22 protein-coding genes and 1 riboswitch are annotated in these 25,100 nt (G+C 72.0%); of the genes, 15 read left to right on the forward strand and 7 right to left on the reverse strand.

Annotated features, from left to right (window positions below):
- Positions 1 to 3 precede the first annotated feature (3 nt).
- The 4 genes from ACQEVC_RS40750 to ACQEVC_RS40765 all read left to right on the forward strand — a co-directional run bounded on the left by ACQEVC_RS40750 (position 4) and on the right by ACQEVC_RS40765 (position 3,740).
- The gene (locus ACQEVC_RS40750; RefSeq protein ID WP_432889084.1) at positions 4 to 834 is read left to right on the forward strand and encodes an isocitrate lyase/PEP mutase family protein; all 831 of its coding nucleotides are present in this window, start codon (positions 4 to 6) and stop codon (positions 832 to 834) included.
- A gap of 102 nt (positions 835 to 936) precedes the next feature.
- Positions 937 to 2,028: a WD40/YVTN/BNR-like repeat-containing protein gene (locus ACQEVC_RS40755; protein WP_432889086.1), complete on the forward strand. Its 1,092-nt coding sequence runs from the start codon at positions 937 to 939 to the stop codon at positions 2,026 to 2,028.
- 3 nt (positions 2,029 to 2,031) lie between these two features.
- On the forward strand, positions 2,032 to 2,307 hold the full coding sequence (locus tag ACQEVC_RS40760; RefSeq protein ID WP_318397787.1) for a ubiquitin-like small modifier protein 1: 276 nt from the start codon (positions 2,032 to 2,034) through the stop codon (positions 2,305 to 2,307).
- A 272-nt stretch (positions 2,308 to 2,579) separates the two neighbouring features.
- Positions 2,580 to 3,740 carry a magnesium and cobalt transport protein CorA gene (locus tag ACQEVC_RS40765; protein WP_432889089.1) on the forward strand — a complete coding sequence of 387 codons (1,161 nt, stop codon included), beginning with the start codon at positions 2,580 to 2,582 and terminating at the stop codon, positions 3,738 to 3,740.
- A gap of 30 nt (positions 3,741 to 3,770) precedes the next feature.
- Here the strand turns inward: ACQEVC_RS40765 and ACQEVC_RS40770 are convergent, their stop codons facing one another.
- Positions 3,771 to 4,901 (reverse strand): magnesium and cobalt transport protein CorA, encoded by a 1,131-nt coding sequence (locus ACQEVC_RS40770; RefSeq protein ID WP_432889091.1) that lies wholly within the window; start codon positions 4,899 to 4,901, stop codon positions 3,771 to 3,773.
- Positions 4,902 to 5,044: 143 nt separating this feature from the next.
- A riboswitch (guanidine-III (ykkC-III) riboswitch) is annotated at positions 5,045 to 5,115 on the forward strand.
- A 7-nt stretch (positions 5,116 to 5,122) separates the two neighbouring features.
- Here ACQEVC_RS40770 and ACQEVC_RS40775 point away from each other — a divergent pair.
- Both ACQEVC_RS40775 and ACQEVC_RS40780 read left to right on the forward strand, forming a co-directional pair.
- Positions 5,123 to 5,404 (forward strand): CBU_0592 family membrane protein, encoded by a 282-nt coding sequence (locus ACQEVC_RS40775; RefSeq protein WP_432889093.1) that lies wholly within the window; start codon positions 5,123 to 5,125, stop codon positions 5,402 to 5,404.
- 130 nt (positions 5,405 to 5,534) lie between these two features.
- Entirely contained in the window at positions 5,535 to 6,047 is a 513-nt protein-coding gene (locus ACQEVC_RS40780; protein WP_432889095.1) for a VOC family protein, read from the forward strand.
- A gap of 28 nt (positions 6,048 to 6,075) precedes the next feature.
- Here ACQEVC_RS40780 and ACQEVC_RS40785 read toward each other — a convergent pair whose 3' ends face one another.
- Positions 6,076 to 7,200, reverse strand: a complete 1,125-nt coding sequence (locus ACQEVC_RS40785) for a 5-methyltetrahydropteroyltriglutamate--homocysteine S-methyltransferase (protein ID WP_432889096.1) — start codon at positions 7,198 to 7,200, stop codon at positions 6,076 to 6,078.
- Positions 7,201 to 7,362: 162 nt separating this feature from the next.
- The gene (locus ACQEVC_RS40790) at positions 7,363 to 8,124 is read right to left on the reverse strand and encodes a FadR/GntR family transcriptional regulator (protein ID WP_432889098.1); all 762 of its coding nucleotides are present in this window, start codon (positions 8,122 to 8,124) and stop codon (positions 7,363 to 7,365) included.
- Positions 8,125 to 8,253: 129 nt separating this feature from the next.
- Between ACQEVC_RS40790 and ACQEVC_RS40795 the strand changes: the two genes are divergently transcribed.
- The 6 genes from ACQEVC_RS40795 to ACQEVC_RS40820 all read left to right on the forward strand — a co-directional run bounded on the left by ACQEVC_RS40795 (position 8,254) and on the right by ACQEVC_RS40820 (position 14,434).
- Positions 8,254 to 9,546, forward strand: a complete 1,293-nt coding sequence (locus ACQEVC_RS40795; RefSeq protein WP_432889100.1) for an ABC transporter substrate-binding protein — start codon at positions 8,254 to 8,256, stop codon at positions 9,544 to 9,546.
- A 70-nt stretch (positions 9,547 to 9,616) separates the two neighbouring features.
- Positions 9,617 to 10,543 carry a carbohydrate ABC transporter permease gene (locus tag ACQEVC_RS40800; protein ID WP_432889102.1) on the forward strand — a complete coding sequence of 309 codons (927 nt, stop codon included), beginning with the start codon at positions 9,617 to 9,619 and terminating at the stop codon, positions 10,541 to 10,543.
- A complete protein-coding gene (locus ACQEVC_RS40805) occupies positions 10,543 to 11,367 on the forward strand; it encodes a carbohydrate ABC transporter permease (protein ID WP_432889104.1) in 825 nt (274 codons plus the stop codon). The genes ACQEVC_RS40800 and ACQEVC_RS40805 overlap by 1 nt, the downstream gene beginning before the upstream one ends.
- A gap of 66 nt (positions 11,368 to 11,433) precedes the next feature.
- A complete protein-coding gene (dgoD, locus tag ACQEVC_RS40810) occupies positions 11,434 to 12,582 on the forward strand; it encodes a galactonate dehydratase (protein ID WP_432889106.1) in 1,149 nt (382 codons plus the stop codon).
- Positions 12,583 to 12,636: 54 nt separating this feature from the next.
- Positions 12,637 to 13,866 carry a D-mannonate dehydratase ManD gene (gene manD / locus ACQEVC_RS40815; RefSeq protein WP_432889108.1) on the forward strand — a complete coding sequence of 410 codons (1,230 nt, stop codon included), beginning with the start codon at positions 12,637 to 12,639 and terminating at the stop codon, positions 13,864 to 13,866.
- Positions 13,856 to 14,434, forward strand: coding sequence for a gluconokinase (locus ACQEVC_RS40820; RefSeq protein ID WP_432889110.1), 579 nt, complete (start codon positions 13,856 to 13,858; stop codon positions 14,432 to 14,434). The genes manD and ACQEVC_RS40820 overlap by 11 nt, the downstream gene beginning before the upstream one ends.
- A 36-nt stretch (positions 14,435 to 14,470) precedes the next feature.
- Here the strand turns inward: ACQEVC_RS40820 and ACQEVC_RS40825 are convergent, their stop codons facing one another.
- Entirely contained in the window at positions 14,471 to 15,604 is a 1,134-nt protein-coding gene (locus tag ACQEVC_RS40825) for a serpin family protein (protein ID WP_432889112.1), read from the reverse strand.
- Between the two features lie 179 nt (positions 15,605 to 15,783).
- Between ACQEVC_RS40825 and ACQEVC_RS40830 the strand changes: the two genes are divergently transcribed.
- Positions 15,784 to 16,962: a low temperature requirement protein A gene (locus tag ACQEVC_RS40830; RefSeq protein ID WP_432889114.1), complete on the forward strand. Its 1,179-nt coding sequence runs from the start codon at positions 15,784 to 15,786 to the stop codon at positions 16,960 to 16,962.
- 256 nt (positions 16,963 to 17,218) lie between these two features.
- On the opposite strand, the gene ACQEVC_RS40835 is transcribed toward ACQEVC_RS40830, so the two are convergent.
- From ACQEVC_RS40835 to ACQEVC_RS40845, 3 genes are all read right to left on the reverse strand, one after another.
- On the reverse strand, positions 17,219 to 18,484 hold the full coding sequence (locus tag ACQEVC_RS40835; protein WP_432889116.1) for a hypothetical protein: 1,266 nt from the start codon (positions 18,482 to 18,484) through the stop codon (positions 17,219 to 17,221).
- A gap of 77 nt (positions 18,485 to 18,561) precedes the next feature.
- A complete protein-coding gene (locus tag ACQEVC_RS40840) occupies positions 18,562 to 19,785 on the reverse strand; it encodes an ARPP-2 domain-containing protein (RefSeq protein WP_432889118.1) in 1,224 nt (407 codons plus the stop codon).
- 28 nt (positions 19,786 to 19,813) lie between these two features.
- Positions 19,814 to 21,253, reverse strand: coding sequence for a hypothetical protein (locus tag ACQEVC_RS40845; RefSeq protein ID WP_432889120.1), 1,440 nt, complete (start codon positions 21,251 to 21,253; stop codon positions 19,814 to 19,816).
- 299 nt (positions 21,254 to 21,552) lie between these two features.
- On the opposite strand from ACQEVC_RS40845, the gene ACQEVC_RS40850 reads away from it, so the two are divergent.
- Together ACQEVC_RS40850 and ACQEVC_RS40855 are read left to right on the forward strand one after the other, a co-directional pair.
- Positions 21,553 to 22,605, forward strand: coding sequence for an LLM class flavin-dependent oxidoreductase (locus ACQEVC_RS40850; RefSeq protein WP_432889122.1), 1,053 nt, complete (start codon positions 21,553 to 21,555; stop codon positions 22,603 to 22,605).
- A gap of 600 nt (positions 22,606 to 23,205) precedes the next feature.
- The gene (locus ACQEVC_RS40855; protein WP_432889124.1) at positions 23,206 to 25,047 is read left to right on the forward strand and encodes a protein kinase domain-containing protein; all 1,842 of its coding nucleotides are present in this window, start codon (positions 23,206 to 23,208) and stop codon (positions 25,045 to 25,047) included.
- Positions 25,048 to 25,100: the final 53 nt, after the last annotated feature.

Genomic DNA, 25,100 nt, shown 5'->3' on the forward strand with positions numbered 1-25,100 from the left:
CCGATGACTCTGGACGCCGCCGACCAGCACCGCCGGGCGGTCACCTTCCGCCGGCTGCACGAGGGGCCGACCTTCGTACTCCCCAATCCGTGGGACGCCGGCAGTGCCCGGGTACTCGCCCAGCTCGGCTTTCCCGCGCTCGCCACCACCAGTGCCGGGCTGGCCTTCGCGCTCGGCCGGCGCGACGGCGCCAACCTGGTCAGCCGGGCGGAGACGTTGCAGAACGTGCGGATGATCGCCGAGGCCACCCCGCTGCCGGTGGCGGCCGACCTGGAGAGTGGATTCGGCGACAGCCCGGCCGAGGTGGCCGAGACGATCCGGCTCGCCGCCGAGGCGGGCGCCGTCGGCGGGTCGATCGAGGATGCCACCGGCGACCCCGCCGACCCGATCCGCCCGCTGGACGAGGCGGTACGCCGGGTCGAGGCGGCGGTGGCGGCGGCCCGGGCTCTCCCGTTTCCGTTCACCCTGGCCGCCCGGGCGGAGAACTTCCTCTACGGCCGGGCCGACCTGCCCGACACCATCCGCCGGCTCCGGGCCTATGCCGCGGCCGGCGCCGACGTGCTCTACGCACCGGCGCTGCCGGACCTGGACGCCGTCCGCTCGGTCTGCACGGCGGTGGACAAACCGGTCAACGCGCTGGCCGGCGGCGCACCCGGGGTGACGGTCGCGATGCTCGCCGACTGCGGCGTACGCCGGGTCAGCGTCGGCTCGGCCCTGGCCCGGGTGGCGCTGACCGCCTTCGTGGACGCGGCCCGGGAGATCCGGGATACCGGCACCTTCGGCTTCGGCACGGAGGTGCTCAGCTACCCCCGGGTCAACGCACTCTGGCCGTAACGGGTCGCCAATCCCTCGCCACGGGCGTCCGAGCTGCCTTTTTGTCGGTGCCGCTCGGCATACTGGCCGGCGGACATCGACGGCGCACGTCCGATCGGAGGGATGACCATGACCGCCTTGTTGGCGATCGGCACCGGCAAGGGCCTCTTCCTCGCCACCAGCAGCGACGACCGCAAGAGTTGGCAGGTCAGCGGGCCGCACTTCGCGATGACCGGGGTCTACTCGGTCGCCGTGGACAAGCGGCGGGCCACCCCCCGGCTGCTCGCCGGGGTGACCAGTTCACACTTCGGCCCCAGCGTCGCGACCAGCGACGACCTCGGCGCCTCCTGGCAGGAGCCGGCAGAGCCGCCCGTCGCGTTCCCGGACGGCGCCGGAGCCAGCCTGGAGCGGGTCTGGCAGCTCACCCCCGGCCCGGCCGACCAGCCCGACGTGGTCTACGCCGGCACCCAGCCCTCGGCGCTGTTCCGGTCGGTCGACGGCGGCATCTCCTACGAGATGGTCCGCCCGCTCTGGGACCACCCGCACCGCGAGCAGTGGGACGCCGGGTTCGGCGGCCAGGCGATCCACACGGTGCTGCCGCACCCGGCCGATCCGGCGCAGATCCTGGTCGCGATGTCGACCGGCGGCGTCTACCGCACCGGCGACGCGGGTGCGAGCTGGCGCCCGCAGAACACCGGCATCCGCGCCTACTTCATGCCGGACGAGTGGCCCGAGTTCGGGCAGTGCGTGCACAAGGTCGCCCGGGACGCGGTCGACCCCGAGAAGCTCTACGCACAGAACCACCACGGCGTCTACCGGTCCACCGACGGTGGGGTGAGCTGGCAGTCGATCGCCGACGGCCTGCCCAGCGACTTCGGCTTCCCGATGGTGGCCCATCCGCACCGTGGCGACACCATCTACACCTTCCCGCTGGTCGCGGACGGGGAACGCTTCCCCGTCGACCGGCGCTGCCGGGTCTTCCGCTCCACCGACGCGGGTGACACCTGGCAGCCGCTGACCGACGGGCTGCCGACCGGCCCCTACTACCCCGCCGTGCTGCGCGACGCCATGTGCGTCGACGACGCCGACCCGGCCGGGGTCTACTTCGGCACCCGCTCCGGCGAGGTCTACGCCAGCCGCGACGAGGGCGACTCGTGGTCGCTGGTCGCCGCCCACCTGCCCGACGTGCTCTGCGTCCGCGCCGCGGAGGTCTGAGCGATGGTCACCGTCGTCGTGCCCGCCGCACTGCGCGGGGAGACGGCCGGCGCGGGCCGGCTCGACGTCGCCGCGGCGGGCACCCTCCGCGCCGTGCTCGACGAGGTGGGCGCCGAGTGGCCGCGGCTGATCCGGCGGATCCGGGACGAGCAGGGCCAACTGCGCCGATACGTCAACGTGTACGTCGACGGCGAGGACTGCCGGCAGACCGGCGGCCTCGACACGGCGGTCCCGGACGGCGCGGAGATCCAGGTCATCCCCTCCGTCGCCGGGGGCTGACCCGGCCCCGCCCCGGGTGGTCCCGGTCGGCAGTCGAGCGGGGCCACCCGGCCGGCGTTGTCCGCGACTCGGGGTGCGAAGGGTCGCGGCGCCGCCTACCGTGGTGGTTGGTCAACGTTTCCGTGCTGTTGGCCGGCGGTTGGTCGTCCTCGGCCAGGGGCGGGCGTGGGATGGGACGGCGGCCCGGCGTGGGCCGTCGACCGGTTACGTGATCCACTCTTTCGTGGGGTCCCCGCACGTGTCGCTCGACGTCTTCGTTGTGGAGGCTGCCCATGTCCGACTGGCGTTCGCGCGCCCTCCGTCCCGCGAAGCGGGCACTGCGCCGCTCGCAGGACCGATATCCGCAGTCGCCCCCGGAGCTGTCGATGGATCCGCGGGCGGCCGAGGAGGGCACCGAGGCGCCTGCCGCGGAGGAGAGTGTGGTCACCTCCGCGATCTACCGGGACGGTCACCGGGTCGACGGCCCGCCGAACCTCGCCGAGACCTGCCAGCGGCTGCGGGAGCATCCCGGAACGATGGCGTGGATCGGCCTGTACCGGCCGACCGAGGGGCAGTTGCTCACCGTGGCCGAGGAGTTCGGGCTGCACGAGCTGGCCGTCGAGGACGCCATCGTCGCGCACCAGCGGCCGAAGCTCGAACGCTACGGCGACACCCTCTTCGTGGTGCTCCGGGCCGCCCGCTACCTCGACGAGCGCGAGGAGGTCGACTTCGGCGAGGTGCACATCTTCGTCGGGGCCAACTTCGTGTTGACCGTACGGCACGGGCAGGCACCCGACCTGACCTCCGTACGTCGCCGGATGGAGAACGACCCCGACCTGCTGCGGCGCGGCCCGGAAGCGGTGCTGTACGCGATCCTGGACAGCGTGGTCGACGGGTACGCCCCGGTGGTCGGCGGGTTGCAGAACGACATCGACGAGATCGAGACCGAGGTCTTCGGCGGTGATCCCCGGGTGAGCCGGCGGATCTACGAGCTGTCCCGTGAGGTGATCGAGTTCCAGCGGGCCACCCGGCCGCTGCTGGACATCCTCCAGGGGCTCACCGCCGGCTTCGAGAAGTACGGCACCGACGAGGAGCTGCGGCGTTACCTGGGCGACGTGGCCGACCACGCCACCACCGCCTCGGAGCGGGTCAACGAGTTCCGGCAGATCCTGGCGGACATCCTCACCCTGAACGCCACGCTGGTGTCACAGTCGCAGAACGAGGAGGTCAAGAACCTGACCGTGGCCAGCTACACGCAGAACGAGGAGATCAAGCGGATCTCCGCCTGGGCCGCGATCCTGTTCGCGCCGACGGTGATCGGCACGGTGTACGGGATGAACTTCGACCACATTCCCGAGCTGCACTGGACGCTCGGCTACCCGTTCGCGCTCTTCCTGATGCTGGTGGTCTGCACCACCCTCTTCGTGATCTTCAAGCGCCGCGACTGGCTCTGACCGGCACCGGCCGCCGCGAGGCCGTGCCGCTCACAGCCAGTTGTTGCGCCGGAAGCCCCGGTGCATCAACACCGCCAGGACCAGCATCACCACCAGCACCACCCAGAAGCCGTTCGCCGCCTTCAGCCCGGGAATGAACTCGAAGTTCATCCCGTAGATGCCGGCGATGAAGGTCTGCACCGCGAAGATCGCCGCCCATGCCGCGATCTTGCGCATGTCGTTGTTCTGGTCCACCGAGACCTGGGCCAGCCGGGCCTGGAGGACCGAGTTCAGCAGGTCGTCGTAGGCGGTCACCCGCTCCACCGTCCGGGACAGCACGCCGTGCACGTCCCGGAAGTAGCGGACCACGGACCGGGGCAGTTCCCGGTCGTCGAGCAGCGCGGCGAACGGCCGCTGCAACGGTGCGACCGCCCGCTTGAACTCCATCAGCTCCCGTTTGAGCTGGTAGATGTGTGCGATCCGGTCCCGGGCCGTACGCGGGGCGAAGACCTGTTCCTCCACCGCGTCGACGTCGGCCTCCACGGCGGTGGCCACCTGGACGTACGAGCCGACGAGCTGGTCGCAGACCGCGTAGGCGACCGCCCACGGGCCGAGCGCCAGCAGGGTGGGCCGGGCCTCCAGGTCGGCCCGGACCGGCCGGAGCGCACCCGGTGCGCCGTGCCGGACGGTGATCACGAACCGGGGACCGACGAACACCGTCACCGCCCCGGTCTCCACCACCTCGGAGGTCTCGGTCAGCTCGGTGTGCTCGACGTACCGGGTCGTGCGCAGCACGATCACCGTCACCTGGTCGTAGCGCTCCACCGCCGGCCGGTGCTCCCGGTTGAGCGCGTGCCCGGCGACCAGCTCGTCGAGGCCGAACGCCTGGGCGATCGGCGCGAAGTCCGCCTCGTCCGGATCGTGCAGCCCCAGCCAGACGAATCCGCGGCCCCGGCGCGCCGCCGCCAACGCCGCCCGGTGGTCGGGCCGGCCCGGCAACCGGCGACCGTCGACGTACGCCGCGCAGTCCACGATCCGGTCGCTCTCCTGGCCCCGCTGGGCCGGGACGTACCCGGAGGAGAGGCCGTCGGGGTTGAGCATCCGGGCGATCGCCCGGCGGACCGGCGCCACCCACCTGGTCCGGGTACCGGCGGCAGCCGCGTCCCGTTCGTACCCCGCCATCGGCATATGCCCCTTCCCGCGTGCGGTCGCTGGCGTGCATCGAACCATCCGCCGGCCACCCGGTCGGTCCCGGGTGCCGCCCGCCGGTGAGGTTCCGCACCGGCCGGCGGTTCCGGACCGGCCGCCGAGCTATTCTCGATCATCAGGTGGCGCCATCATGCGACCGCCCCGGACGAGAGCGCTGCCGTACCCGGCCCCGCAAAGACGGCGCGCAGAAACCCATGACCGCTGTTGATGTCATCGAAATCGTCGGTTCGCTGCTGATCCTGTCGGCCTTCGCCGCCGCACAGACCCGCCGACTCTCCCCGCACTCCGCCCGCTACCTGCTGCTGAACATCGCCGGCTCGACCGTGCTGGCGGTCATCGCCCTGCTGCACCGGTCGTGGGGCTTCCTGCTCCTGGAGGCGAGCTGGGCGGTCATCTCCGCCGTCTCGCTGGCCCGACTGCCCGGCCGGGACCGGCCCGGCGGGCAGCCGGCGGACCGGCCCGGCCTGCACCCCTGACAGTGCCGGCCCGGCCTGCACCCCTGACAGTGCCGGCCCGGCCTGCACCCCAGACGGTGCCGGCCCGGTTTGCACCGCGCAGGGTCGGGAAGAGGCACCCCGGGGTGCCGGTTCGTCGGGAGGAGGCGCGATGGCGAACGCCGTACCAGATCCGTCTGCTGGGTCGATCGGGCTCGACACCGCCGCGCACGTCGGGATATCCGTCTCCGACCTGGGCCGCTCGGTCGCCTTCTACCGGGCGCTCACCGGGCTCGACCCGGTGGTCCGGGACGAGGGCATGCACGGCGCCGGGTTCGCCCGTTCCCAGGGGCTGCTCCGGACCGGGCTGCGGTACGCCACCTTCCGGCTGCGCAACCTCGGCATCGACCTGATCCAGTTCGAGGAGCCGGCAGGCGAGCCGGCCGAGGTGGCGGCGAACCGCCCCGGTTCGATCCACCTCTGTTTCGAGGTGCACGACCTGCCGGCGGTCTACGACCGGATGCGGGCGGCCGGGCTCGACTTCCTCGGCCCGGCGTACACGTTCAGCGCCGAGGAGGTGTCGCCGCCGGACGTGGCCGGCACCGAGGTCGCGTACTTCAACGACCCGGACGGCACCAACCTGGAAATCATCGCCCCGCGGGGCGGGTTCGCCCGGCCGGGTTGACCAGCGGCCCGGCCGGGCGGGCGAGGGCTCAGTTGTCGCCCCAGACCTCCTGGGCGGTCTCCACGATCAGCCGCAGCTTCGCCACCTGCTCCTCCCGGGTCAGCGCGTTCCCCTCCACCGTCGAGGAGAAGCCGCACTGCGGCGAGAGGCAGAGCTGCTCCAGCGGGACGTACCGGGCCGCCTCGTCGATCCGGCGCTTGAGGGCGTCCTTGCTCTCCAGCTCACCCCGCTTGGTGGTGACCAGGCCGAGCACCACCTTCTTGCCCGGCGGGACGAACCGCAGCGGCGCGAAGTCGCCGGAGCGCTCGTCGTCGTACTCCAGGAAGAAGCCGTCGACGTCGAGCTGGCTGAAGAGCGCCTCGGCGACGAAGTCGTAGCCACCCTCGGCGGCCCAGGAGGACCGGAAGTTGCCCCGGCACATGTGGGTGGTCACCGACAGCCCGGCGGGCCGGCCGGCCAGCGAGGCGTTGATCTGCCGGATGTAGCGCTCGTGCTGGTGCTCCGGGTCGCCGCCCTGGGCGGCCACCATCTCCCGCTGCCGGGGATCGTTCAGGTACGCCAGGCTGGTGTCGTCGAACTGGAGGTAGCTGCAGCCGAGGTCGGCCAGCCGGCGCACCTGCTCGGCGTACGCGGCGCTCAGGTCGGTCCAGAACTGGTCCAGGTCGGGGTAGACGGCGGTGTCGATGGCGGCCCGGCCGCCCCGGTAGTGCACCATGCTCGGCGACGGGATGGTCAGCTTCGGGGTGCCCGTCGTGACCTGCTGCTTCAGGAAGGTGAACGCGTCGCCGAAGATGGTGTCGGTCAGCTTCACCCGGTCGTGCACCCGCAGCGCCGCCGACTGGAACTCCAGCTTTCCGGACTCGTTGAAGAACTGCACGGTCAGCTTCTCGTCCGCCGGGTCGATCCCGCCGAGCTGGTAGATAAAGTCCATGTGCCAGGACGTACGCCGGAACTCGCCGTCGGTGGCGGTACGCAGCCCGATGCTCTCCTGGAGGCGTACCACCTCGCGGATCGCGTCGTCCTCGACGGCGCGCAACTGGGCGGCGGAGATCTTCCCGGCGGCCCGGTCGGCCCGGGCGGTCAGCAGCCGCGCGGGTCGCAGCAGGCTGCCGACGTGGTCGGCGCGGAACGGCGGGCGGGATGATGCGTCCATGGTGGTCCCCTCTGTTCCCGGTACGCGGGCTCTCGGTCGGCACACGCCGGCGCCACGTACCGCGACGGCGCGATCCGGCCAACCATAGTCCGCCGCGCCGGCATTGATGATCTAGAGACCGTACCCCCGCGCGGGCCCGCCCGCCGGCTGGCGGAAAGCGTTTCAGGAGACGGGATCGGGCCCGGTCTGCGCCCAGATGGCGCTCATCTCCGTCATGGCCTGCTCCATGATGTGCACCATCGCGGTCTTGGCCCGCTCGCCGTCGTGCCGCTGGATCGCCTGGGCGACGTCGGCGTGCAGTTGCAGCGCCTCCTCGTGCGGATAGTGCGGCATCAGGTCGTAGTGGTAGCGGCCGGCCAGCACCTCGGCGACCAGCTCGTGCAGCTTGACGAACATCTCGTTGCCGGAGTCGACCAGCACCTGCCGGTGGAACTCGATGTCGAGCCGGAGGAACTCGGCCTCGTCACCGGCCTTGCCCGCCGCCCACATCTTCGCGGCGAGCCCGACCAGCTCGCTGGCCTCCTGCGGGGTCGCCCGCAGCGCGGCAAGGGAGGCGGCCTGCGGCTCGACCGCGGTACGCAGCTCGGTGATGGAGCGGAGCTGGGCGATCCGGCCGGCCGAGGCGAGCCGCCAGCGGATCACCTGGGGGTCGAAGACGTTCCAGTCGCGCGCGGCCCGGATCAGGGTGCCGACCCGGCGGCGGGACTCGACGAGCCCCATCGAGGCCAGCACCCGCAGTACCTCCCGGACCACCGACCGGGAGACGGCGTACTGCTCGACCAGGTCGTCGATGTAGAGCACGGAGCCGGGGGCGAGCTGGCCGGCACAGACGGCCGTGCCTAGTTGATCGAGCAGCCGGGCGTGCAGCCCGGGCTCGGCGGGGTCGAGCCGGACAGACGCGACCTCTGGTGACGGCGTGGCCATAAATAAAGCCTATCAGTGAGTACCCTGGTCTTGCTTAAGTCAGGTTTATCGGCCTAGCATCCGGCATTAGGCGGACGTAGGAGTCCGCAGGCGGCGTCCCAACGGCGGGTCGCCGCGAGGGAAGGGGAGATGGACGTGTTACGTCGCTCGGTAATCGGAACATCTCTGGCCGTGGTGGCTGCCCTCGGCCTGTCCGCCTGCGGAGGCGGCAGCGATGACAGTGGCGGGTCGAACACGCTGCGCGTGACGCTGGTGAACCACGTCTGGACAGAAAACATAAAGAAGGCCCTACCGGAGTTCGAGCAACAGTCCGGGCTGAAGGTCGAGGTCACCCAGCTCGGCGAGGACCAGCTCTCCGACCAGTACAACGTGAAGCTGAACGCCGGCTCCAGTGACATCGACGTGATGATGTACCGGCCCCTCCAGGAGGGGAAGCTCTTCGCCAAGAACGGCTACCTGACCGACCTGACCGACAAGGCCAAGGGGGACTCGGCGTTCGACTTCGCCGACTTCCAGGCCCCGCCGGTGCAGGCCACCACCTACGAGGAGAAGCTGGTCGGTATCCCGATCATCACCGAGCAGGAGGTCCTCTACTACCGCAAGGACCTGCTGCAGAAGTCCGGCTTCACCGCACCGCCGAAGACCCTGGACGAACTGAAGACGATGGCCGCCAAGGTCGAGGCCGACAACCCCGGCACCGCCGGCTTCGTGGCCCGGACCGGCAAGGCCGCCGCGGTCACCCAGTTCTCCAGCTTCCTGTACAGCTTCGGCGGCGACTTCGTCGACGCCAGTGGCAAGGCCAGCGTCAACACCGAGCAGGCCAAGCAGGCGTACGCGTACTACGGCGGGCTGCTCGCCGACCATGGGCCGGCGAACATCAGCACCGACATGAGCTGGTCCGAGGCGATGGCGATCTTCACCCAGGGCAAGGCGGCCTTCTACACCGAGGCGAACTCGCTCTACAAGAACGCCACCGACCCGGCCAAGTCCAAGGTCTCCGACAGCGTCGGGTTCGCGCCGTTCCCGGCCGGCCCGGCCGGCTCGAAGCCGTACAACATCCCGTCCTGGGCGCTCGGCGTCAACGAGGGCTCGGAGAACCAGGACAACGCCTGGAAGTTCATCCAGTGGGCGGCCGGCAAGGACCAGACGCTGGCGCAGCAGAAGGGCGGCGTGCCGGGGGCCCGTACCTCGGTCTGGGCCAACCCGGAGGGCATCGCGACCTACCCGAAGGACCTGGCGGAGGCCATCAAGATCAGCACTGAGAACGGCGTCGGTCACGACCGCCCGCTGGTCGTGAAGGTGGCCGAGGCCCGGGAACTGGTCGGCCAGCCGATCGTGGACGCGATCACCGGCAAGGACGTGGCCGGCTCGGCCGCCACCGCGAACGAGGCGTTCCAGAAGCTCCTCGACGACGAGAAGTAGGCCATCGCGCGGGGTGACGGAGCGATCCGTCACCCCGCGTACCTCTCCGCCGAACTGGAAAGACCACCCCATGGCATCTCTGGCATCCCCCCAGCCGTCCGGCGAACTGACCGGCTGGACCCGCTGGGCGAACAACCACCGCAAGTGGCTCTTCGCGGCACCGGCCATGACGTTCGTCGGTGCGCTGATCATCTTCCCGCTGGCCTGGACGATCTACCTCAGCCTCACCGACGCCGAGGGATCGGTCCGGGCGGAGTCCGAGTTCATCGGGTTCGCGAACTACCTCGAGGTGCTCTCCGACACCGACCGGTTCTGGCCCGCCGTGCTGCGTACGGTCGGCTTCACCGGGGTCGCGCTGATCTTCGAGATCGTCCTCGGCATGGCGGTCGCGCTGCTGCTCTGGCGGCCGTTCCGCGGCGAACGGTGGGTCCGGGTGGCGATCCTGCTGCCGCTGGTCGCCACCCCGGTCGCGGTCGGCATGATGTGGCGGCTCATCTTCGACCCCAACATCGGGATGGCCAACCAGATCCTCGGCTGGGTCGGGATCGGCCCGCAGCCCTGGCTGGCCGGCCAGCACAGCGCGCTGCCGACCACCATCTTCATCGACATCTGGCAGTGGACCCCGATGGTGGTGCTGATCCTGCTGGCCGGGCTGACCTCGCTGTCCAACGAGCCGGACGAGGCGGCCCGGGTCGACGGGGCGAACGCCTGGCAGCGGTTCCGGCACGTCACCCTGCCGCTGCTGATGCCGACGGTGATCGTGGCGATCCTGCTGCGCGGCATCGACGCGTTGAAGACCTTCGACATCCTGTACGCCACCAAGGGGCGGGGCGGCGGCTCGTTCCACGAGGTCGAGACCCTGAACGTGTACGCGTACGGGCTGAGCTTCGACTACAACGAGTACGGCATCTCGTCGACCGTGCTCATCATCTTCTTCCTGATCATCATCGGCTCGATGTGGGCGCTGACGTCCCGTCGCAAGAAGGGCGCACTCTGATGGCCCGCCGCAAGCGTCGTACCCCGTACCAGGTCTTCCGGGCGGTGGCCCTGGCCGTGGTGGTGGTCTCGCTGATCGCCCCGCTGCTCTGGATGGTCGCCGCCTCCTTCAAGACCAACGTCGACATCTACGACTCCAGCAAGGCGTTCGCGTTCACGCCGGTGCTGGACAACTACACCAAGGTCCTGGACCAGGCGAACTACCTCCAGTTCATCGGCAACAGCCTCTGGGTGGCCTTCGCGGCCACCGTGCTGTCGCTGATCCTGGGCGTGCCGGCCGCCTATTCCATGAGCCGGTTCAACATGCGCAAGTCGGCCCTGGTGGTGCTGATGGCCCGGGTCATCCCCGGCGTCTCGTTGCTGGTGCCGTGGTATTACGTCTTCTCCAACCTGAAGCTGGTCGGCGGCTTCACCGTGCTGATCCTCAGCCACATGTTCGTGTCGCTGCCGCTGGTGGTCTACATCCTGATGGGCTTCTTCGACGGCCTGCCGCTGGAGCTGGAGGAGTCGGCGCAGGTGGACGGGCTCACCCCGATCGGGGCGTTCCGGCGGATCACACTGCCGCTCTCCGCGCCGGGCATCGCGACCGCGGGCATCCTGTCCTTCATCTTCTCCTGGAACAACTTCATGTTCGCCCTGGTGCTCTCCGGCGCCGACACCAAGACCCTGCCGGTGGCGATCTTCGACTTCGTCGGCTACGCCAGCATCGACTGGGGCGGCCTGATGGCCGCGTCCACGGTGGTAACCCTGCCGATCATGCTGATCGCGCTCTTCGTGCAGAAGTACGTCGTCTCCGGCCTCACCGCCGGGGCGACCAAGGGCTGAGGACGGCGGGGAACATGACCGAGAAGCTGAGGCGGGGAGCATGACAGAGAAGCTGAGGCGGGCGGCGTGACGAAGATCGAGCGGGTGGAGACCTTCCTCGTCCCGCCCCGGTGGCTCTTCGTCCGCATCGAGACCGCCGACGGGACCGTCGGCTGGGGCGAGGCGACCTGCGAGGGCCGGTCCGAGACGGTACGCACCGCCGTGCACCAGCTCAGCGAGCTGCTGATCGGCCAGGACGCGCTGCGGATCGAGGACCACTGGCAGGTGATGACGAAGGGGTCGTTCTACCGGGGCGGCCCGATCCTGGCCAGCGCCGTCTCCGGGCTCGACCAGGCGCTCTGGGACATCGCCGGCAAGCACTTCGACGCCCCGGTGCACCAGTTGCTCGGCGGCCCGGTCCGGGACCGGATCCGGGTGTACGGCTGGGTCGGCGGTGACGAGCCCGGCGAGGTCGCCGAGCACATCGCCGCGCAGGTGGCGGCGGGGCTGACCGCGGTCAAGATGAACGCCTCCGGCCGGATGGGCCCGATCGCCTCGGTGGCCGAACTCGACGGGGTGGTCCGCCGGGTGGCCGCCGCCCGGGAGGTGCTCGGCGAGCACCGGGACGTCGCGGTCGACTTCCACGGCCGGTTCACCCTGGCCAACGCCCGCCGGGTCGCCCCGCTGCTGGAACCGTTCCGGCCGTTCTTCCTGGAGGAGCCGGTCGTACCGGAGAACTCGCACCTGCTCGGCGAGTTCGTCCGGTCGACCAGCACCCCGGTCTCCACCGGCGAGCGGCTCTACAGCCGGCAGGAGTTCCTGCCGGCGCTCCAGGCCGGCATCGCGGTCGCCCAGCCGGACCTGTCGCACGCCGGCGGGATCACCGAGGTCCGTAAGATCGCCGCACTGGCCGAGGTGTACGACGTGCAGCTCGCCCCGCACTGCCCGCTCGGGCCGATCGCGCTGGCCGCCTGCCTCCAGGTCGGCTTCGCGACCCCGAACTACCTGATCCAGGAGCAGAGCATCGGGATCCACTACAACGCCGACGCCGAGGTGCTGGACTACCTGGTGGACCGGACGCCGTTCGGCTTCGCCGACGGGCACATCGCCCGGCTGACCGGTCCCGGTCTCGGCATCCAGATCGACGAGAATGCGGTACGCCGGGCGGACCAGCGCGGGCATAGCTGGCGCGGTCCCGTCTGGCGGCACCCCGACGGCTCCTTCGCGGAGTGGTGAGCCGACCCGTCGGCCCGCCGCTCCCGTCCACCACCCAGCGCAGAAAGGCATGTCGTGAAGATCGTCGCCGCGGACGTGATCGTCTCCAGTCCGGACCGCAACTTCGTCACCCTCAAGATCACCACTGACGAGGGGATCACCGGGCTCGGCGACGGCACCCTCAACGGGCGGGAACTCTCCGTCGCCTCCTACCTGGCCGACCACGTCGTACCGCTGCTGATCGGGCGGGACCCGCACCGGATCGAGGACACCTGGCAGTTCCTCTACCGGTCGGCGTACTGGCGGCGCGGGCCGGTCACCATGGCCGCGATCGCCGCCGTCGACGTGGCGCTCTGGGACATCTTGGCGAAGGCCGCCGGGATGCCGCTCTACCAGCTCCTCGGCGGGGCATCCCGGACCGGCATCATGGCGTACGGGCACGCCTCCGGCCGGGACATCCCGGAGCTGTTCGACTCGATCCGGCACCACCTGGAACTCGGCTTCAGGTCGATCCGGGTGCAGACCGCGGTCCCCGGCATCAACGCGGTCTACGGGGTCGCCGCCCAGCCCAGCGTCGACGGCAAGCGCTACGACTACGAGCCGGCGCAGCGCATCCCGCTGCCGGCCGAGGAGGACTGGGACACCCGGGGCTACCTGCGGCACCTGCCGACGGTCTTCGAGGCGGTCCGCAACGAGTTCGGCCCGGAACTGCCGCTGCTGCACGACGGCCACCACCGGATGACCCCGATCCAGGCGGCCAAGCTGGGCAAGGCGCTGGAGCCGTACGACCTGTTCTGGCTGGAGGACTGCACCCCGGCGGAGAACCAGGAGGCGCTGCGGCTGGTCCGGCAGCACACCACCACCCCGCTGGCGATCGGCGAGGTCTTCAACACGGTCTGGGACTACCAGACGCTGATCCGCGAGCAGTTGATCGACTACGTCCGGTCCGCCGTCACGCACACCGGCGGGATCACCGCGATGCGCAAGCTGCTCGACTTCGCCGCGCAATACCAGATCAAGTCCGGGATACACGGGCCGACCGACATCTCCCCGGTCGGGATGGCCGCCGCGCTCCACCTGGATCTGGCGATCCACAACTTCGGCATCCAGGAGTACATGCGGCACGGCCCGCTGACCGACGAGGTGTTCCGGCAGTCGTTCACCTTCACCGACGGATACCTGCACCCCGGCGAGCAGCCCGGCCTGGGGGTGGAACTCGACGAGGAGGCGGCGGCCCGCTTCCCGTACCAGCCGGCGTACCTGCCGTTCAACCGGCTCAAGGACGGCACCGTCCATGACTGGTGACGGCGGCTCCGGCCCGTCGCACGGCGGCGGGCCGGGCCGGTCCACCCGGCACGTGGTGGTGATGGGCGTATCCGGGTCGGGCAAGACCACCGTGGCCGAGGGGATCAGCGCGCTGACCGGGCTGACCTTCGCCGAGGCGGACGAGTTCCATCCCGAGTCCAATGTGGAGCTGATGCGGGCCGGGGTACCACTCGACGACGGGCACCGCTGGCCGTGGCTGCGCGAACTCGCCGGCTGGATGGCCCAGCGCGCCGCCGAGGGTGTCTCCACGGTGCTGGCCTGCTCGGCGCTGCGGCGCTCCTACCGGGACGTACTCCGGCAGGGGCCGCCGAGCGTCGACTTCGTCTTCCTGGACGGGTCGGCGGAGGTGATCCGGGAGCGCATCTCCCGGCGGGCCGGGCACTACATGCCGGCCAGCCTGCTCGACTCGCAGATCGCCACGCTGGAACGGCCGGCACCGGACGAGCGGGTCCTCACCCTCGACGTCGCCGCGACGCCGGAGGAACTGGTCGAGGCCGCGGTCGAGGGCCTCGACCTGCCCCGCCGGGCCGGTCGCCCGAGCGGCTGAGCAACCACCCCACGCCCCGACCGAGGCCGGGCGTGGTCAGTATCCCCAGGTGGGGCGCTGGTAGGGGTCGGGGTCGGTGACCCAGCCGGCGACCAGCACCAGGCCGCTGCCCCGGTGCACGGCGAGGAAGCCGAACGGCCGGTCGAAGGTTGTCCGTACCAGCCGTTTCCGGCTGGTCGGCTGGGGTGGCATCGAGCCGGCCCTCATCCCGACGGCGGTGACGGCGGCCGCCTTGAAGCCCTGCGGACCGAACGTCGCCACCGCGCTCTGCTGGGCCGCCGAGACCGCCAGCGGCTCCGGGCTGATGCCCGGGAAGTGGCCCCGGCCGGGGTCCGTGGCGCTGCGCAGCCCGAACAACTCGGCGTGCTCCAGCAGGTCGTGGTCGCCCTGGACGGTGAACCGGACGGTGGAGACCCACAGCTCGGGCGCTTCGTCGAGGGCGGTCACCACCTCCTCGGTGACCCCCGGGCCGGCGGTGACGGCGAGCGACGGGCCCGACCGGAGCGCGGTGACCGCGGCCGGCAGCACCTGCGCCGCCGTCCGGTCCGGCCCGCCGAGCACCAGTACCACGTCGACGTCCTCGCTGCCGCGTACGGTCAGCAGCGTCACCGGCCCGGCCTCGGTGTCGACGACCCGCAGCACGGTCAGATCCCGGGTGCTCCGGTGCAGGCCGGCGAGGTCCCGGCCCTGCCAGGGGCCGGCCTCCGGCCGGATCCAGCCCTCCTCGAACGGTTCCGCCCAGGCCGTCACCACCAGCAGGGCGCTGGCGAGCAGGAGCAGGGTCTCCCCGCTGACCTGCACCGGCATCGCCGGGATCAGTCCGTCGGTGTGCCGGGCCGCCCAGTCGTCCAGGACCGGCTGGTCGGTGCCGGGATCGCCGGTGAGCTGCCCGCGCATCGACTCCGGCACGGCGGCGAGCCACCGGTCGGTCAGCGGCAGGTCATGACGGGACCAGACGGCCATCGCCAGCGAGGTGGTCGGCGAGCCGGTCAGCGCGTACCGGGTCGGGGTGCCGGCGACGGCGTGCAGCTCCGCCCGGGCCGGGCCGTCGGCGTACGGCGCGAGCAGGGCCAGCAGCGGATAGACGCCCGCGCCGGAGAAGACCGTCTGCCGGCCGTCCAGCCGGGCGGCCCAGCGCGCGGTGAGTGCGTTCGCCGCCTCGGTGCTCATCCCGGCACTCCGGCGCGCCCGCTCGTCGCCGTCTCTTCGGTGCGATGCCTCATCCGACCCGTCCTCCGGTCTTCGCGCCTGTGCCGTACGGCCGGGTTACGTCCAACCCGTCCGTCGATCGTTCGCATCGGTAGGAGAAGGTAGCAATCGGGGACGGCGGGGAGTGGGACGGCAGCTCGATGGCGAGCGACGAGACGCGCAGACTGCTGCGCCATCCCGAGGCGCCGAAGCGGGCGACCCTGCTGGAACTGCTGCTCGACGTGATCTACGTCGCGGCGCTCGCCCTGCTCTCGATGCGGCTGGCGGCGGAGGCGACCTGGACCGCGGCGGCAGAGGTGGTGGTGCTGCTGATGGCGGTCTGGTGGATCTGGTCGATCACCGCCCTGCTCACCGACTTCTACAACCCGGAGGAACCCAAGATCCAGGTGATCGTGGCTTGGGCGATGCTCGGCAGCGTCGTGATGACGGCGAGCCTTCCGCTGGCGTTCTCGGCGCTCGGCTGGCTCTTCGCCGGGATGTACGTCGCGATCCACCTGGTCCGCGGCATCGTGCTGATAGCCGTGCTCCGCAGGCATCAGGCCCAGATCCGGGCGGCCCGGTTCCTCTGCTGGTTCGGGTTCTCCGGGGCGCTCTGGCTGGCCGGCGCCTTCCTGCCGGCCTCGGCCCGTCTCGCGCTCTGGGGCATCGCCCTGGTGATCGACTACGTCGGCGGCGCGCTGCGCTACCCGACACCGTGGCTCGGCCGGGTCCCGCTGGACCAGTACGACAAGGCGAGCGAGCACCTCGGCGAGCGTTACCAGCAGTTCGTCATCCTGGCGCTCGGCGACATCATCCTGGTGCCGCTGCTGCTCAGCGGCCGGAGCGGGCCCAACGCCGGACGGATGGGCATCCTGCTGCTGGCGTTCGTCACCATGCTGCTGCTCTGGCAGATCTACGTCTACCGGGCGGGAGCCCTCCTCCAGGTGGCAATCAACAGACGGCCGCGCCGGGCCACCCGGTGGGCGCCGTACACCCACCTGTGCATGGTGGCCGGCATCGTCTCCACCGCCACCGGATTCGAACTGCTGGCCGGCCAGTCCCGCACCGAGGCCGGGCCCGGCCTGGTCGCCGTGATCGTCGGCGGACCCACGCTGTTCCTGATCGGCCGCACCGTCTTCGAGTACGAACTGTTCGGCAAGTTCTCCTGGTCCCGGCTGGTCTGGTTGGTGGTGCTGGTCGGCACGGCACCGGCGTTCCTGCCGCTGGCCCCGGTCGCGGTGGCCGGCTTCACCGGCGCGGTCCTGCTCGGGGTGGCCCTGTCCGACACCGCCCGGTCAAACGGCTGGCGCCGGCCGGGTCGCCGGCCCACCCCGTCCTGAGCCTGTCAGGCGCGCCGGGGCGTCGGGCTGCCGCAGCAGCCGGATCGATCTAGGGGGCGCGTTGTTCGGGATCGTACGGCCGTGCCGGCACCGGATGTGTGGAAAGCGGCACACCGCCTGGCTCGGCCACCCTTGCAGCAATTGCGGCAGTTGCTGCGACTGCTGCGACTGCAGGTGAGCCGGGGAACTGAGGTCGGGACCGCACCGGGATCCCGGCGCCGGTGCGGACCCGACCGGTCGGACGGGCCGGAGCGGCTCAGCCCACGCTGATCGCCCCGGTGCCGGAGCGTACGCAGGCCACGGCCCGGTTCGGGGTGGCCGCCGCACCCGCGAGGCACTGCCCGAGCACCGCGTGCCCGGCCGCGTTCGGGTGCCAGGACTCCTGGCAGGTCTGGAAGTACGTGACGCAGGCGTTGGCGATCCGCTGGATGGCGATCTTGTCGTAGCCGGAGAGACTGGTCACCGGGACCCCGGTCGGGCCGTCCTGCAACCGGATCGGGGTGGCGAGCGCACCGGTCGGGCTGGACCCGGTCTCGCAGAGCCGGGCGCCGTCGAAGGCCCGCTGCACGTTCAGATAGACCAGGTCGTCGCCGGGGAACTCGGCCCGCATGGTGCCGTGCACCGACTGGACCAGGGTGCCGAGGCCGGTCGAGAAGAGGTGCCCGGCAGCCAGGCTGGCCCGGTGCACGGGACAGCCGGCCGCGTACCGCTCGGCGCCCAGAGCCCGGAACTTGTCCCGGCTGTCGTCCCGGCTGTCCTCCTCGTGGAACCGCGACTCGAAGTCGAACGGCAGCGGGTTGGTGTAGTCCTGGAAGACGATCCGGTGCTGCCCGTCGACGTCGACCTGGTCCAGGGTCGCCAGCAGTTGCCGGACCGCGTTGGTGGTCTCGGCGGTCGCCGCCGCGAACTCGGCCGGGGTGCCGAGGTCGTCGCCGGCACACGGCGCCTGCTCGACCGGCCCGCCGAGGTACGCCCAGAACTCCCACCAGCCGGTCCAGGCATCCGCGATGAACCGGTTGGCGCAGTCCGAGGCGACGTCGCCGAAGGTGAACGAGCTGTTGTTGGAGCCGAGGCCGAGCAGCACCAGGTCGATGTCGTGGGTCTGCGCCACCGCCCGGAGCTGGTCGAGCTGCGCCGCCACCGTACGCCCCTTGGTGCGGCCGGCGGAGGCGTTGGCGATGTCGTACGGCTGGCCGCCCGAGCAGGCGAGGTTGAACCGGGCCGAGATGCCGGGCAGGTTCGCCTGGTGCAGCGAGGCGTTCGCGGACCGGTGGCAGAAGAAGGCGTTGCTGTTCGGCGCGGACCAGCCGGGGAAGCTCTGCGGGGTACCGTTCACGTCCACCACCGGCTGGTAGCCGCCGGCGCCCTCGCCGCTGACGAAACTGTCCCCGAGTGCGACCGCGGCCGTGGGCAGCGCCGCCGTGGCCGTACCCGGTGCGGTGGCGATGCCCGACAGCGTGCCGGTCGCGGCGAGGGTGAACGCCAGCGCCGCGGCGAACGCGGGTCGACGGAACCCGAACATCTCCGACCCCCAAAGGTCTGATCGAAATATCGAAGCTTCTTCGCGTCCGGGCATCAGATCACGCACCCGGACAGGGGTCAACGAATGGCACGGATCCCGGCCGGCGACCGCCGGACGGCTGCCCGGCAGGCGTGCAGGACGTCCGGCCGCAGCAGGTGACCGAAGCCGGCCCGGTCCAGGCGGAGCACCAACCCGGGCCGGTCGGTGCCGAGCGCCGCGGCGGTGGCGTCCAGCTCCCAGTCGTGCGCGGCGAGCCGGCCGAGCAGGTGCCCCCGGCGGGCCTGCGCGGCGGAGAGCCGGAAGGTCTTCAGGTACGCCAGCCGGCCGTCGGCGTCGGTGATGGTCTCGCCGACGTGGTTCTCCCGGTCGGGGTGGAACGGCGGCAGGAACCGGGACAGCGTGAACCCGCCCATCCGGTACACCGGCTCGACCGTGCGGTGCTGGGCGCCGAAGAGCCCGTCCGCCATCAGGTGGCGCATTTCCTCCCAGGCGGCCCGGCTACGCGCCAGCTCGGCCCGGAGGTCGGCCACACTGTGCACCCGGGACTCGTCGATCCGGGCCGGGAACTCGGGTGCCGCCGGATAGAGCTGGGCGTACTGGTGGACCAGCTCGCCGTAGAGATCGCCCAGCAGCGTGGGATGCAGGGCACGGTAGTCCTCGGGATGCGGCACCACCAGGGCGGCGGCGAGTGCGTCCGCGACGTAGAGCAGCATGCCGCACTGGTCGGGGTGGATCTCGAAGATCCGCAACGCGTCGTCGAGGCCGGGGATCTCGGTGCCGGCGTACGCGGCCTCGGCCCGGGGCGACAGGCCACGGGTGACGGCCCGGCGGGTCCACTCCTGCCAGGCGATCGGCGGTCCGCCGAACTGCAATCCGAGATAGCCCTCCAGGGCCAGGTGCAGCGGCAGGAAGCGCAGCCGGCGCCTCTCCTCGCGCCGGGCCATCCGGCGGTGGAAGTGCAGCCCGATGCCCCGGGGCGGGCCGCCCGCCGCCGGGTCGGCCAACTGGGTGCCGTACGCGGCGGCCGGGCTGCCGTCGTCGGTCCAGGTCGCCACGAAGGCGTGCGGGATGTAGGCGACGTACCCGGTGCGCGGGCCCACGGCCACCACCGACGGTTCGTCCGGGTCGTGCAGCCGGGGGTGCAGCCGCAGGTCGGTGAGGGGTTCGGCGCGCAGCAGCGGTTGCAGCCGGACGGCGCCCCAGACCTGGTCCGGGCCGGCGTGCAGGCCGGTCAGCTCCAGCTCGTGCCGCTCCGGCCGGACCTCGCGGGCACCGCCACCGGTCCCCTGTGCCGGGCTCACCCGCCGCCTCCCTTTCCGTCCACTGTGGTCATGTCGGCTGCCCGGCCTGCGCCGGCCCGGCGAGGAACCGGTCGACCCGGTCGTCGAGGTGCCGGCGCAGGTCGGCGAAGCTCGCCGTACCGGTGGCGAAGCGGGCGAGTTCGACCAGCGCGGCGGCGTCCTCGGCCTCGCGTACCCCGACGGTCGCCACCTCGGGCGCGAGCCGGCGCACGTCGAAGGCGTCGCTGTCGTACACCGGATTCAGGTGCACGACCGAGGTCCGCCGCTCCGGGTCGAGCCGGGTACGCCAGATCCGCAGCACCTCCGCCGCCTGCCCGGGTGGTGCGTTGTCCCAGCCGTCCGAGACCACCACCAGCCGGTCCGGTCGGTGCGCCAGCCCGTCCAGCAGCCGCTCCCCCAGCCCGGTCGGCCCGGTCGCCCGGACCAGCAACGGGTCGTCCCGATGGTTGAGCCAGAGTCCGGTGTAGTCGGCGGCGAGCACGTCGAGCAGATAGTGGGTGGCCAGCGCCACCGCCAGCGGGCGGCGTCGCTTGACCCCGGAACCGGACGACGAGTAGCTGTCGTCCAGCACCGCCACCACCCGACCCCAGCTACCCGCCTGCCGGCCGGCCGCACGACGGGCGGCGGTCCGCAACGCCTCGGTCAGTTCGGCGCGCCGGGCGACCCGTTCGGCCCGGGGCAGCGACAGCACGTAACCGGCGAGCCGGGTCAGCGGGGCCCGGGACAGCTCCATCCCGACCGCCTCGACGCCGAGCCGGCGGGCCGAGGACTGGAGCCGGAGCCGCTCGGCACCGGTCAGCTTCGGGGCGATGCCGGTCAGGAACCGGGCCCGCCCGATGCCGTGCAGCGTGGCCAGCCCCTCGGCGGCGGTGTACGGCAGCCCGTAGAGCGCCCGCTGCTCGTAGTGCGCCCGGCGCCAGGTCTCCAGGATCGGCGTCTCGTACCGCTTCGGACGGCGCCAGTCGAAGAGCACCGTGCCCAACTCCCCGGGCAGCGCCAGATGCGCGTGCCGGGCGGCGACGGCGAGTCCGCGCCGGTACTTGACCGCGTCGAGCGCCGGATCGGGCCGGGCCGCCAGCCAGTCCCGGACGATCGCCCGGGTACGCCGGTTGTTCACGCCCAGCCGGCGCAGTTCCCCGAACACCCGGTACGCCCGCTGCGGCGGCAACAGCCGCAACCGGGCCGCGATCAGCCGGCCCTCCACCGCCCGTCGGGCCGGGTCGGCGAGTCGTGCCGTGCGGAGCAGGTTCGTCACCACCAGCGCGGCGTTGAAGTCGTTGACGTCCAGCGCCAGGGTCGCGGCGTACAGGTCGCGGTAGTTGCCGAGCACGTAGTCGTGCAGGAACGACAGCGACATCCGCTGTTCGGCGGCGCCCGAACGGAACTCGCGCTGCCCGGTCGAGGTGACCGCCGCGTTGACGAACATGACCACGTCCTCGCACGCGACCCGGTCCGACAGCGACAGCACGGCGACCTCCGTCCGGCGGGTAGGCAGAAGCCGGCCGGGGAATGAGGGCACGAACTGCGAATCATCGCTGCAGAGGCGGGTTCCGGAAGTCGCACCTGAGTCCCGCGGCCGGCCGGGTCACCGTACCCGGACGAGCGGCACGCGGGCGACACGATTAGCCCGCCCGGCCGGCCCGGCGTACCGGTCAGCGGTGGTGTTTCGCACCCGCGCGGGCGGGAATGCGACCCTCGGCAGCGCCGTTACACCGCCCGGAGAGCCGGCCGCACAGGTAGGACCGGCAACCGGTGAAGGAGGACGACATGGCGACGGCCGTGGAATTCGGTCTGGACAGCTTCGGCGACGTGACCGCCGACGCCGAGGGCAAGCCGGTGCCGTACGCCCAGGTGATCCGCAACGTGGTCGAGGAGGCGGTGCTGGCCGACCGGCTCGGCGTCGACGCCTTCGGGCTCGGCGAGCACCACCGCGACGACTACGCGGTCTCGGCCCCCGAGATCGTGCTGGCCGCGATCGCCGCCCGGACCGAGCGGATCCGGCTCGGCACCGCGGTCACGGTGCTCAGCTCCGACGACCCGGTACGCGTCTACGAGCGGTTCGCCACTCTCGACGCGCTCGCCCGGGGCCGGGCGGAGATCACCCTCGGCCGGGGCTCGTTCACCGAGTCGTTCCCGCTCTTCGGATACGACCTGACCGACTACGACCGGCTCTTCGAGGAGAAGACCGAGCTGATGTCGCTGCTGCTCACCGAGGACGCGGTGAGCTGGCAGGGCACGGTACGCGCCTCGCTGGAAAAGCAGCACGTCTATCCGAAGACGGAGTCGGGCCGGATCCGTACCTGGATCGGTGTCGGCGGCAGCCCGGAGTCGGTGGTCCGCGCCGCCCGGTACGGCTTTCCGCTGGTACTGGCCGTGATCGGCGGCGAGCCGGCCCGGTTCGCCCCGTACGTGCAGCTCTACCACCGCGCGCTCGCCGAGTTCGGTAGGGAGCCGCTGCCGGTTGCGGTGCACGCGCCGGGCTTCGTCGGCGAAACCGACCAGGAGGCGGCGGACCTGCTCTGGCCGCACGTCCGGGTGCTGTTCAACCGGATCGGTGCCGAACGCGGCTGGCCGCCGATGACCCGGGGCCGCTTCGACGCCGACATCGCCAACGGTGCCTGGCACGTCGGCTCGGCCGAGACGGTGGCACGCAAGATCGCCCGGACGGTACGGGTCCTCGGGGTGCAGCGCTTCGACCTGAAGTACTCGGCCGGCACGCTGCCGCACGAACGCCTGATGGAGACGATCGAACGGTACGGCACCCAGGTGGTCCCCCGGGTCCGGGAACTCCTCGCCGCGGACGGCCGCCCGGCGTCCTGACCCGGGGCACGCCCGGCCGGCGGCGACGACTGTCCTGACCCGATGTCTCCGCCGGCCGGACGCTGTCAGGTATCCGGCAGCGGCGGCCCGAACAGACCGGACCGGAGCCGGGACCAACCGGATGACAACCCCAGTCAGACCGGACGGTCCATCATGTACGCACCAGCACGACGCCACGTCGCCGGCCTGGGCGTCCTGCTCGCCGGCTTCCTCGTCACCCCCGCCGGCACCGCCCCGTGGGCGGCCAGCACACCGGCCGCCCGGCCGGTCACGGCCGCCCCGGTCTCGGCGGGCGGCAGCCACGGCTCCCCGGGACGGTGCCGGCGGGTTCGGGGCGGTCGTCGCGGTCCGTACCGGACGGCACGCGACCCGCGCCGCATTCGCCGCCGACGGCATCGGCCCGTACCGGATCGGGGTCTCCACCCGGACCGGCCTGCTCGCCGCCGGCCAGCCGACGGGTCCGGTCCGCCGGGGTCCCGCCCGAGCCGGGCAGTCACCCGGTGCCCGGGGTTATCCTGACCGGGTGACCAGCGGTTCTCGCCTGGTGGCGCTCTCCAGCACGAACGGTCCGGCAACCCGCGGCCGCCACCAGCCACTCCCGTGAACCCGCCCCGGCGGATCGGCCCCTACCGCGTCGAGCGGTTGCTGGGCTTCGGCTCGTTCGCCACCGTCTGGCTCGGCCACGACCCGGCTCTCGACGCCCGGGTGGCGATCAAGGTGCTGGCCGAGAACTGGTGCCACGACCTGCGGGTCCGGGAACGTTTCCTGGACGAGGCCCGCCTGCTGTGGCGGCTCGACCACGAGCGCCTCGTCCGGGTCTACTCGGTCGGCGAGTTGGCGGACGGCCGGCCGTACCTGGTGATGGCCTGGGCGGCGGGTGGCAGCCTGCGGGACCGCCTCGCCGCCGGGCCGATGCCGGTCGGGTCGGCGCTCCGGGTGCTGCGCGAGATCGCCGCCGGGGTCGGCGTCCTGCACGCGCACGGCATCGTGCACCGGGACCTGACCCCCGGCAACGTGCTGTTCCAGCCACGCCCGTCCGCTGCCGCCCCCGCCGACACCGCAGTGGCCGGCGCCGCCTCCCGTGGCGTCGCGGTGGACGACACCGCACCCGACGGCGCCGCGCCGGACGGCAGCACAGCCGAGGGCGGCACAGCGGACCACACCGCGTCCGACCGCACCACAGCCGAGGGCAGCACAGCGGACCACACCGCGTCCGACCGCAGCACAGCCGAGGGCAGCACAACGGACCACACCGCGTCCGACCGCAGCACAGCCGAGGGCAGCACAACGGACCACACCGCGTCCGACCGCAGCACAGCCGAGGGCAGCACAACGGACCACACCGCGTCCGACCGCAGCACAGCCGAGGGCAGCACAACGGACCACACCGCGTCCGACCGCAGCACAGCCGAGGGCAGCACAACGGACCACACCGCGTCCGACCGCACCACAGTGGACAGCGGCGGTGCGGGGCACGGCAGCGGATCGGGACGGGGCGGGACCGGCGAGTCGGTGCTGATCGCCGACCTCGGGCTCGCCAAGGCGCTCGCCGCCGCCTCCGGGCTGACCGCTCGGGCCGGCACCCCCGGATACATGGCTCCGGAGCAGGACTCCCCGGCGGCGCTGGTCGACGCCCGGGCCGACGTGTTCGGTCTCGGCCGCCTCGGCGCGACGCTGCTCGGCACGTCCGGCCCCGACGACGACCCGCCGGAGGTACCGGCGCTGCGGGCCGGAGTGCCCCCGGGGGTCGCGGCCGTGCTCCGCCGGGCGACCGCCCGGACGCCGGCCGAGCGCTATCCGGACGCGGCGGCCTTCGCGGCCGCGCTCGACCTGGCCATCGACGCCGGGCCGAGCCCCCGTCCCCGGCGGGTACCCCGGGCACGGCCTCGACGGCTCTGGGCCGCCGCGCTGCTCGGCGCCGCCGCGCTGGTGGCAACCGCGTTCGCCACGTTCGGCCCGGGCTGGCCGGGTCGGGACAGTCGGATCGGTGCGGATTCGACCGGCCGGATCACGGTCGCCCTGCCCGAGGGCTGGCAGGCCACGGGTTCGGGCTGGATCGGCCAGCGCGGCCCGGACGGCGATCTGGAGCCGGCGCTGGTGATGTCACCGGATCCGGAGCGCTGGTCGACCGACCCGGCCGTGCCGGGGGCGTTCGTCGGGCTCTCCCGCAGCCTGGCCGATCGGCACGACCCGGCCGGATACGTCGCCGAGCATCCGCACGCCGAGTGCGAACCGGCCCCGGTGCGCACCGTTCGGCGCGGCGACGTCGACTGGTACGTGGCCGCGTTCACCGCCTGCCGCACCGGTAAACCGGCGATCGTGGAGGCCGCCGGGAACGCCCCGGACGCGGCCGGCCTGGTGTACGTGCAGATCGCGCCCCCGGCGGGTGCCTCGGCCGACTTCGTCGACACACTCCTGGCCGGAATCCGGGTACGCCGCTGATCCGCTTGATCCGCCAGCCAGCCGGCTCGCCCGGCCGCCGGAACCCGCCGGTG

The organism is Plantactinospora sp. CA-294935, from assembly GCF_050936445.1.
Taxonomy (GTDB): Bacteria; Actinomycetota; Actinomycetes; order Mycobacteriales; family Micromonosporaceae; genus Plantactinospora.